Source organism: Lysinibacillus telephonicus (assembly GCF_003966145.1).
Taxonomy (GTDB): domain Bacteria; phylum Bacillota; class Bacilli; order Bacillales_A; family Planococcaceae; genus Ureibacillus; species Ureibacillus telephonicus.
Genome location: NZ_RXNR01000048.1, coordinates 21,637 through 27,878 on the forward strand (window position 1 = coordinate 21,637; position 6,242 = coordinate 27,878).

Genomic DNA, 6,242 nt, shown 5'->3' on the forward strand with positions numbered 1-6,242 from the left:
TCATTATGCGAGTTTTAAAGAATAGTCAACATTAACACCAAAAGGGCTTCCTAAATAAGCATTCAGCCAAGATTAATTTTGATCTCAGAATTCGGAAAAACAAACGGAGCTGTCTCTTTAACTTTGAGACGCTCCGTTTTTCTATTGATTTATTAATTCTATATTATAATTTTCAAACCATCGATCAATTTGAATTAAATAAGCAAGCAATTGTGGACCAGCCATTAATTGACCAAACCAAGGCACTTTAAATGAGGCTCCTCCAGTTTGAATAAGTTGGTCTAATTGCTCTTTTTCAAATAGCTCATGTAAAATCGATTCTTTTCTTTGCGTTAAACCTTTTAATACTTCCTTAACTCCCTCTGTGTATAAAGGATGATATGTTTTCGGATACGGGTTCTTTTTACGATATAGTACTTCTTCCGGCAACAATCCTTCTGTCGCCTTTCTCAAAAGTCCCTTCTCCATATTTCCCACATTTTTCATTTCCCAAGGAATATTCCAAACATATTCAACGATACGGTGATCTGCAAATGGTACACGAACTTCTAAGCTTCCACCCATACTCATCCGGTCTTTTCTCTCTAACAATGTTTGCATAAAATAACGCATATTTAAATAAAATAATTCACGTTGTTTTGCTGCTTTCGGGTCCTCTCCTTCAAGCTTCGGTGAATCTTTAATTGCTTCTTCAAATGCATGCTTCATAAATTCTTTTAATTGAAGACGAGATTGCCATTCTTTTCGCAAAAAACCTTCTCTTTCATCAATTGAACGTATCCAAGGAAATAAAGTGTAGTCTTTGTGGAACCATGGATAACCACCGAAAACTTCATCCGCACATTCACCCGATAAAGCAACTGTAAATCCTTCCTTTATTACCTGACAGGCAACTAACAACGAACTATCGATATCAACCATTCCAGGTAAATCTCTAATCATCATTGCTTCTTCTAAGAAATCGATTAATTGTTGTTGAGAGATAATGATGTCCGTATGTTTAGTATTAAATTTGTCACACATTTTATCTATCCAGTAGCGATCTTGACTCGTCTGAAAATCATTTTTTTCAAAGAACTGCTCGTTTCCTTCGTAATCTATAGAATAGGTGTGTAATATTTGACCTTCCCCATTATACGTATTTGCAGCAATTGCCGTAATGATACTTGAGTCTAGCCCACCTGATAAAAAGGTGCAAAGCGGTACATCTGACACAAGCTGACGTTTTATCGAATCTGTCACTAAAAAGCGAACATGTTCAACAGTTTCTTCAAATGAATGTTCATGCTTTTCACTTTTCACATTCCAATAACGCCATTTTTTCAACCCGTCTTTGGAAAATTTCAATGCACTGCCAGGCTCTAACTCTTCTATCCCTTTTAATACACCATTACCTGGTACTCTTGAGGGCCCTATACTTAATAGAGCAGCTAATCCTTGGCGGTCAATTTGTGGTTTTACACTTGGGTGCGCAAGAATTGCTTTAATTTCCGAGCCAAATAAAAAAGAACCTTCACTTAAAGAGAAAAAGAAAGGTTTAACCCCTAATCGATCGCGAAAAGCATAAAACGCCTCTTCTTGTTCATCCCAGACAGCAAATGCAAAAATTCCATTTAAGTAATCAACACATTGCTCTTTCCATTCAATAAATGAAGCAAGCAATACTTCTGTATCAGATTGGGTTGTAAATATATACCCTCTTTTCAAAAGCTGTTGACGCAGTTCCTCTGTATTATAAAGCTCTCCATTGTAAACCATGACAAACGACTTGTTTTGATGCATTTTTGTCATTGGCTGCTTTCCACCAATTAAGTCTATTACAGCTAATCGACGATGCCCTAACAGAGCATGTGTGCTGCACCAAACATTGCCATCGTCAGGCCCTCTCTTTTTTAGTGTTTCTGTCATTCCTTCGACAATTTCTTTGCGATTCTCTATTGATTGTGTAAAATCAATCCATCCTGTTATGCCGCACACTTTTTTCACGCCCCTTCACCTACTAGCATATGAAAGTCTCGTGCAAACTTATTTTGTCCTAGAAAAAAAAGAGTGTGATTGATAAGATGCCTCAAATTCTTTTTGAGACAATCTAATCTTCACACTCATTTACTAATTTAATTATTTAAACAATCCACCGACAAATCCAGTAATGCCACCCCATACGTCTCCAAAGAAGTTGCCGATGCCTTGGAAGAATAGAGAGATAGCTCCTGCACGTTCAACTTTATCAGTTGTTACAACATCTGCCGAGAAATCTTTTCCGTCAATAAAACCATAGTCAGTGCCTTCAGTACGCTCAAGTACTACTTTACCAACTACTGTTCCTTTTTTAATATCAGCTTCTAATGTATCTTTTTCTAATACTAATTTCGGCTTATATAAATCCTTTTCATTTGTTTTTACCATAAATGAAATTGGTTCTTTTACTGCGATATCTACACTATCTTCTTTCCCTTTTGTAACCGAAACTGTCTCATTACCTTCAAACACATAATTTGCTGGAATAATCTCTTGTTTTGAGAACTGGCCAAAACCATAGTCTAATAGCTTGGCCATTGCATCAAAACGAGCAGTTTTATCACTGTCTTTTCCAGAAGAATCAACAGCATTCATTACAACTCCAATTAAACGTGTACCATTACGTTCTGCTGTACCAGTAAAACATGATCCAGCAAGATTCGTTGTACCTGTTTTTAACCCATCGACACCTTCATACTCTGCGACTAAGCCTGGTAACATCCAGTTCCAGTTAGCCATATTAATTGCATCATCCGTACCTTCTCGGAAGACCTTTTTAGGAATACTTGAAGTCTCTAAAACTTCCGGATGATCTTTTAATAGATGATAGGCTAATTTAGCAACAGAACGTGCTGGCATAATATTTTCATCTTCTGGACCTGTACCAGCTGGATGCATGCCAAATAAATCAGAATTATTTAACCCAGTTGAGTTTACAAATTTATATCCTTCAAGACCAATTTCTTCTGCCTTTTTATTCATGAGCTTTAAGAATTCTGTTTCCGTTCCAGCAATTGTTTCTGCAATTGCAACAGTTGCTGCATTTGCAGAATAAATAGCCATCGCTTCATATAACTCACGAATTGTATATGTACCATCCTCGCGAAGTGGAACATTACTTAATGCACGGTCATGTGACATTCGGTATGTATACTCATTAACACGATATTCTTGATCCCAAGAAATCTTACCTGCTTTAATTGCATCTAATAGAATGTATTCAGTCATCATTTTTGACATACTTGCAATTCCTAAAGATGTATCAGCATTTTTTTCATATAATATTTTTCCTGTATCTGCATCAATTAATATTGCAGCATCTACAAGTAAACCTAAATCTGTTTCAGCGCTTGTACTAACAGGCTTAGCAACAAATAAGCTAATCAACAGAATAGGAATCATCATTAAGCTTAACCAAGATGTTTTCCTTGTTGTTTTCACAAAAAAATACCTCCAATATAATTTTTACTGTTCTTTCGCCATTTTATCATAGATTGTGCAAGAAAAGTGTTACGTTTAGATAAAAAAAACTCTTTTAACGTCTAATTATGACGTTAAAAGAGTGAAAAAGTTGCTACTTTTTTGCTAAGTTTTGAGCTTATGCTTTTCTTATTGAATTGAATAGTTAGGTGCTTCTTTTGTAATTTGTACATCATGTGGATGTGATTCACGAAGACCAGCACCAGTCATACGTATGAATTGAGAATTTTCACGTAAGTGTTGAAGATTTGGTGCTCCGCAGTAGCCCATACCTGCACGAATACCACCAACTAATTGGTCGATTGTATCTGCCAATGGCCCTTTGTATGGAAGTCTTCCTTCAATACCTTCTGGAACAAGCTTTTTCGCATCTTCTTGGAAGTAACGATCTTTTGATCCTTGTTCCATCGCTCCTAAAGAGCCCATGCCTCGGTACACTTTAAAACGTCGACCTTGGAATATTTCTGTTTCTCCTGGTGATTCAGATGTCCCTGCAAGTAATGAACCAAGCATTACAACATGTCCACCCGCTGCTAGAGCTTTTACAATATCTCCGGAATATTTAATACCACCATCTGCAATAATCGCTTTACCCATTTCACGAGCAACTGTTGCACAATCATAAATTGCTGTAATTTGAGGTACACCAACACCTGCAACAACACGAGTTGTACAAATTGAACCTGGGCCAATACCAACTTTTACAACATCCGCACCTGCTTCATACAAAGCACGTGTAGCTTCACCAGTTGCAACGTTTCCTGCAATAATCTCTAATTCCGGATATGTTGCACGAATTTCTTTAATTGTATTGATAACACCCTGAGAGTGACCATGTGCTGTATCGATTACAATAATATCTACTTGTGCTTCAACTAGTTTTTCAACACGTTGCATTGTATCTTTTGAAACACCTACTGCTGCACCAACAAGTAAACGGCCAAGACTATCTTTAGCAGCATTTGGGAATTCAATTACTTTTTCTATATCTTTAATTGTTATTAAACCTGTTAATTTACCATTTTCATCAACAATTGGTAATTTCTCAATTTTATACTGTTGAAGAATTTTTTCAGCTTCTTCTAAAGTTGTACCAACAGGAGCTGTAATTAACTCTTCTTTTGTCATAACATCTTCAATTTTTAATGAGTAATCAGAAATAAATCGTAGGTCACGATTTGTAATAATCCCTACTAATGTTTGCTCTTCCTCATTATTAACAATCGGCACACCCGAAATGCGATATTTCCCCATTAAATGTTCAGCATCAAATACTTGATGTGTTGGTGTTAAGAAAAATGGATTCGTAATTACACCATTTTCAGACCGCTTAACTTTTTCAACTTCTTCAGCTTGTTCTTCAATGCTCATGTTTTTATGGATAATCCCAATTCCACCTTGACGAGCCATTGCAATAGCCATTTTTGATTCAGTTACAGTATCCATACCTGCACTAACAATAGGAATATTTAGTTTGATCTTTGGTGTAAGTTGTGTTGATAAATCCACAGCCTTAGGTAATACTTCTGAATGTGCTGGTACTAATAAAACATCATCAAAGGTTAAGCCTTCTTTGGCAAATTTCGTTTCCCACATTTCGTAATGCCTCCTAGTTCTAAAAGAATATTAATTGTAAGATTATCAACATGAATTGTAAGTGTCAAGATTCTTAAAAAAGAAAGATAATTCCGACTATTAGAACTGTATTTTTCTATTAAAAACCCCAGTTATAAATAGTTTATTTTAGTAAATTTACTAAAACGAATGAAATTCTATACTATCTGTTTTTAGTTTTAGTTGATACTTTATCTTCCCCAGAGATTTAATGTTTTTTCATATATTTTATAATAAATTCTTCTTCTTTTATGCAAAATATTCCTATTGATATGAAATCATTTTATAAAAAGGGAACTGCCAAAGATTTTTTTACTTTTTATTTTCTCAGAACGTTTTTAATAGACACCATAATGTAAGAAAGCTTAACAAAAGGGGCTTACAATCAGAAGTACTCATCTATATTGTATTTCCTTACAATGTCCTACTCTCACAGGGGTGCCCACAACTACCATCAGCGCTATCTCGAAACGCAATAACACATCGGATTCCTGCGTCAACTTCGTCAGTGCGGTTCACGAACTTTGTACGCTGCGCTCCTCTCTTCCTCTCTTCCTCGTTTCCTTTCTTTCCTTGGTCCTCATACTTCTCGAATCTTACTGTTTAAATTATTTTTACTTATCGCGCCGAACTCGCCTTCGGCTTTTGGTAGTTGGGGGCTTTATTTTTACATAAAAAAAAACCGCTGAATCTCAGCGGTTTCATTTGCGAAGCGACGTCCTACCCTCACAGGGATATCCACCAACTACCATCGGCGCTATCTGCGAAGTGTGATGACACGGCGGAAATCTTCGTCATCTTCGTCGGTACGATGCTCGTGTACATTGTACACTCCGCTTCGTGCCTCCTCGATTCCTTGTTTTCCTTGGTCCTCACACTTCTCGAATCCTACTGTTTAAATTATCTTTACTTAATCGCGCCGACCTAACCTTCGATTCTTGGTAGTTGGGGGCTTATTTTCTACATAAAAAAAACCGCTGAATCTCAGCGGTTTCATTTGCGAAGCGATGTCCTACTCTCACAGGGGGAAGCCCCCAACTACCATCGGCGCTAAAGAGCTTAACTTCCGTGTTCGGTATGGGAACGGGTGTGACCTCTTTGCCATCATCACTTCACTTGCACATGGATGT

3 protein-coding genes and 1 rRNA gene are annotated in these 6,242 nt (G+C 36.8%); all 4 read right to left on the bottom strand.

What is annotated here, in order from left to right; translation table 11 throughout:
• Positions 1-141: 141 nt before the first annotated feature.
• Entirely contained in the window at positions 142-1,977 is a 1,836-nt protein-coding gene (gene asnB / locus EKG35_RS14760) for an asparagine synthase (glutamine-hydrolyzing) (protein WP_126295324.1), read from the bottom strand.
• Positions 1,978-2,118: 141 nt separating this feature from the next.
• Positions 2,119-3,423 (bottom strand): D-alanyl-D-alanine carboxypeptidase family protein, encoded by a 1,305-nt coding sequence (locus tag EKG35_RS14765; protein ID WP_185807776.1) that lies wholly within the window; start codon positions 3,421-3,423, stop codon positions 2,119-2,121.
• Positions 3,424-3,627: 204 nt separating this feature from the next.
• Complete coding sequence (guaB, locus tag EKG35_RS14770; protein WP_126295320.1) at positions 3,628-5,094, bottom strand: IMP dehydrogenase; 1,467 nt, start codon at positions 5,092-5,094, stop codon at positions 3,628-3,630.
• Positions 5,095-6,111: 1,017 nt separating this feature from the next.
• Positions 6,112-6,227: ribosomal RNA gene (gene rrf, locus EKG35_RS14775) — 5S ribosomal RNA — on the bottom strand.
• Positions 6,228-6,242 lie beyond the last annotated feature (15 nt).